Raw genomic sequence first — 3499 nt, 5'->3', positions numbered from 1 at the left:
TGAGCGAGAGGTCATAGCCGAACCGACCCTCCACCTCGGCACGAAGTTCGGCCTTGTCGGTACCGATGGAAGCCAGGAAGATCACTGCCGCAACGGCCTGGGCGCCCTTGATGCCCTCTGGATGATCGTGGGTCACCTCGGCGCACTGTCGGGCCAGGGTCAGGGCCTCATCCAGGGAGCCGGCAGCGAAGCCCACCGGAGAGACACGCATGGCCGAGCCATTGCCCCAGCTGTGGTAGGGCAACCGCTGACGCTCCGAGGCCCAGCGAATGAATCTGCCGCCGAAACCGGCACCGGGATAGCGGTGAAAGAAATCATGATAGGCATCGACGAAATCTCCGCCCCTGAGCAACGCATCGGCCACCGCCACGGTGAGAACAGTGTCATCGGTGAAGGTGCTCGCCGAGGTGAACAGGGGGAAATCACGGGTCTTGGTACCCCTCCCCTCATGAACGGAACCGATGATATCGCCAGCAATGGATCCGAGCATGGCGCCTTCTCCGGTCAGCAGCGGGCGAGTCCCTTCGAGTAACGCCGTCCCTGGGTGTCGAGTCGATTGCGGTTGGTGACGCTCACTCGGACAATCGGTACAAGATGTCGCGCATGAAAGTCCGCCAGCATCACGGAGGCTACCTCTGATGGTAGCCCAGAAGGTCGTGGCGTGGAAATGACTTCCATGACATCTCGGGCACAGGATCCGCCTTCATCCTGACACCTCCTCCAGCCGATCACCGACGCTGAGCGCCTCACCCTCACCGTCCAGCAGGATGGCGTTCTGGCCGAAGAAGCCGCCCCTCGACACTCGAGGGTTCATCTCGACCAGGGTGCGCAACGGCTCACCGGGCTCGCGGATCTCGCCGAAGTGCTGGTCAACGGTAGTGATCTTGCAGCGCTGGCAGGGCTTGCGCAGGCCCAGACGGCTCGTCCCGTCGGCCGAGACAAGTGCCTCCCAGCCGTCCTCGGCGAAGGGCGTTTCCCCATCGATGACGATATTGGGCCGAAAACGGCTCATGGGAACGGGACCGAGCCCCTTGGCGTCGAGTCGGCGATTGAGCTCGCCCAGGGAGGCCTCGGAGGCCACCAGGAAAGGATAGCCATCGGCGAAAGCGGTATGGGGACGCTCGCCCTGGCGCAGGAAGTGCGGCTCGACCCGTCGACGATGTTCCGGCGCCAGACGTACCAGACGCAGGCCGCTGCCCCTGAGTGCCCCCAGTACCCCGGTCAGCCAGCGGGCGGCGGCCGGGCCCTCGTCCAGCACCTCGCAGCGATCTTCCCAGACGTAGGCCGTAAGGCACGGCGAGTCATCGCGCACGAGCGGCATTCGCAAGGGCGAGGCATCCGGGTGCGTCAATACCAGTGACTCGGCGTCGAGACTCACGGCGATCCTGGCCATGGCCGGCAGTTCCCGTTGGGTAACGAAACGGCCAATATCGTCGACCAGCATCCAGTTCCGGTCGAGGGCGAGCCCCGCCTCGGTGAGCCTGGCTGTTTCCAGGGCAATGCCCTGGAGCGACTTGACCGGATAGATATTCAGCTGAGAAATGCGCACGTAAGGATCCTCGTTATCCAGGCATTAACCGCCAGTCATCCGCTATGCTGATTGGGCAGGTGGCTTCCCATGCATCGGTTTCAACCGTACCCTGCTGGCCTGTCGTTTCCCACCTGTCGTTTCCCACAAGGATGTCGAATGACGCCCGCCGATACCCTGCGCCTGGTCCTGCTCTCCTCGCTGTGGGGCATGTCGTTCATCTTCATGCGGGTTGCCGCTCCCGAGTTCGGGCCGGTGCCGCTGGTGCTGGTGCGCATGGGCATCGGTGCCCTCCTGCTGGTACCGCTGCTGCTCAGCGTTCACTACCTTCGGCTGGTACGGGAGCACTGGGGCCGGCTCTTCCTGCTGGGCCTGATCAACCATGTGCTGCCCTTCTCGCTGCTGGCGCTCGCCACCACCCGGTTGGAGGCGGGCTTCACCTCACTGATCAACGCCACCACGCCGATCTTCACGGCTCTTCTCGGGGCGCTGTTCTTCGCCACCCCGGTACAGCGACAGCAGTACCTGGGGCTGGCCATGGCATTGTTCGGGGTCTATGTTCTCTCGGCCGACCGGCTGGACTTCGCGCTGGGCGGTGACGGCTGGTTCATCCTCGCCGTGCTGGGGGCGACCTTCTGCTATGGCGTGGCCGGCAACTACGCCAGGATGCACCTCTCGCACCTGCCCGTGCGGGTCCTGGCCGCGGGCAGCACCGCCGCCTCGGCGCTGATCCTGCTGGTGCCGGGCCTCCTGCTGTGGCCCGCGGAGCCGATCAGCGGCCTGGCCTGGGGCAATGGCCTGGCGCTCGCGGTGCTCAGCACCACGGTGGCCTTCCTGCTCTACTTCGGGCTGATCGCCAGCGCCGGAGCCACAGCCACCTCCACGGTGACCTTCCTGGTGCCGGTCAGCGCCCTGTTCTGGGGCTACCTGATACTGGACGAGACGCTCAGCCTGCAGATCATCGCCGGCATGATCATCACCCTGGCGGGTACGGCGATAGCCACCCGAATGATCCGGCTGCGTGCCCGCCGGGCCTGAGACAGCACTCCCGGAGCTCGAAAAGGCAATAGACAGGACCCGCCAAGGGAAGACGAACGGCTCTGGCCTCGCCGCCATGGCCGTTACGTCGTCTGCACCATAAGGATCAGAAGCTCGGCTTGCGTTTCTCGATGAAGGCGCCCATGCCTTCGCGAGGCTCCTCCCCGGCGAAACAGAGCGCGAAGAGGCTCGTTTCCAGTGCCAGGGCGCTGTCGAGGTCCTGGTCCAGGCCATCGTGCACCGCCTGCTTGGCGCTGCGGACCGCGACCGGGCCGTTTCCGGAAAGCTGCGTGGTCAGTTCTTCGGTATAGGCATCCAGCGCGTCTCGCGGCATCACGCGGTTGACCAGTCCGATGCGCAGGGCCTCGGTGGCATCAATCTTGCGACCGGTGGTGGCCAGGTCAAGCGCCATGGCCGGTCCGACACGGCGCGGCAGGCGTTGAGTGGCACCGAAGCCGGGAATGATGCCCAGCCCTACCTCGGGCTGACCGAACATGGCGTTGTCGCTGGCCACGGCCCAGTCGCAGGCCAGGGCGATCTCGCAGCCGCCGCCCAGGCAGAAGCCGTTGACCAGGGCGACCACCGGTACCGGCAGTGCCTCGAGACGCTTGAGGGTCTGCAAGGCCTGCCCGGCAAAGGCCCGTGCCTGTTCCGGGGTCATGTCACGCATCTCGGCGATATCGGCACCGGCCACGAAGGCCTTCTCGCCGGCGCCGGTGATCAGTACGGCACGCAGATCATGGTGCGTCTCGAGATCGGTCAGCACCGACGCCAGCTCGGTGAACACCGCGCTGTTAAGGGCGTTCAACGCTTTGGGGCGGCTGATGGTCAGCCGCACGACACCGGCGTTCTCATCGACGATGATCAAGTTATCGCTCATTAGTCACTCCAGTGGCGGGTTTCAGGGACGGTCATCATAGACCGTCATCATAG

The 3499-nt window shown here is 64.9% G+C and carries 4 protein-coding genes; 1 reads left to right on the top strand and 3 read right to left on the bottom strand.

What is annotated here, in order from left to right; genetic code table 11:
- Both ACESMD_RS06050 and ACESMD_RS06045 read right to left on the bottom strand, forming a co-directional pair.
- The coding region (locus ACESMD_RS06050) for an ADP-ribosylglycohydrolase family protein (RefSeq protein WP_372611282.1) at nucleotides 1-490 on the bottom strand (490 nt) is incomplete at its 3' end.
- Between the two features lie 213 nt (nucleotides 491-703).
- Nucleotides 704-1549: an MOSC domain-containing protein gene (locus ACESMD_RS06045; RefSeq protein WP_372611280.1), complete on the bottom strand. Its 846-nt coding sequence runs from the start codon at nucleotides 1547-1549 to the stop codon at nucleotides 704-706.
- A 138-nt stretch (nucleotides 1550-1687) separates the two neighbouring features.
- Here ACESMD_RS06045 and ACESMD_RS06040 point away from each other — a divergent pair, with 138 nt between their 5' ends.
- A complete protein-coding gene (locus ACESMD_RS06040) occupies nucleotides 1688-2566 on the top strand; it encodes a DMT family transporter (RefSeq protein ID WP_372611278.1) in 879 nt (292 codons plus the stop codon).
- A 106-nt stretch (nucleotides 2567-2672) separates the two neighbouring features.
- Here ACESMD_RS06040 and ACESMD_RS06035 read toward each other — a convergent pair whose 3' ends face one another.
- A complete protein-coding gene (locus ACESMD_RS06035) occupies nucleotides 2673-3446 on the bottom strand; it encodes an enoyl-CoA hydratase-related protein (RefSeq protein ID WP_372611276.1) in 774 nt (257 codons plus the stop codon).
- Nucleotides 3447-3499 lie beyond the last annotated feature (53 nt).

Source organism: Halomonas sp. (genome assembly GCF_041689495.1).
Taxonomy (GTDB): domain Bacteria; phylum Pseudomonadota; class Gammaproteobacteria; order Pseudomonadales; family Halomonadaceae; genus Halomonas.
Note: the sequence above shows the minus strand (reverse complement) of the source record. Positions and strands in the feature narration are given on the sequence as shown.

Excerpts from the sequence above, each read along its gene's own strand:
- ACESMD_RS06035 (WP_372611276.1), bottom strand. The coding sequence starts at position 3,446 with ATGAGCGATAACTTGATCATCGTCGATGAGAACGCCGGTGTCGTGCGG.
- ACESMD_RS06040 (WP_372611278.1), top strand. The coding sequence starts at position 1,688 with ATGACGCCCGCCGATACCCTGCGCCTGGTCCTGCTCTCCTCGCTGTGG.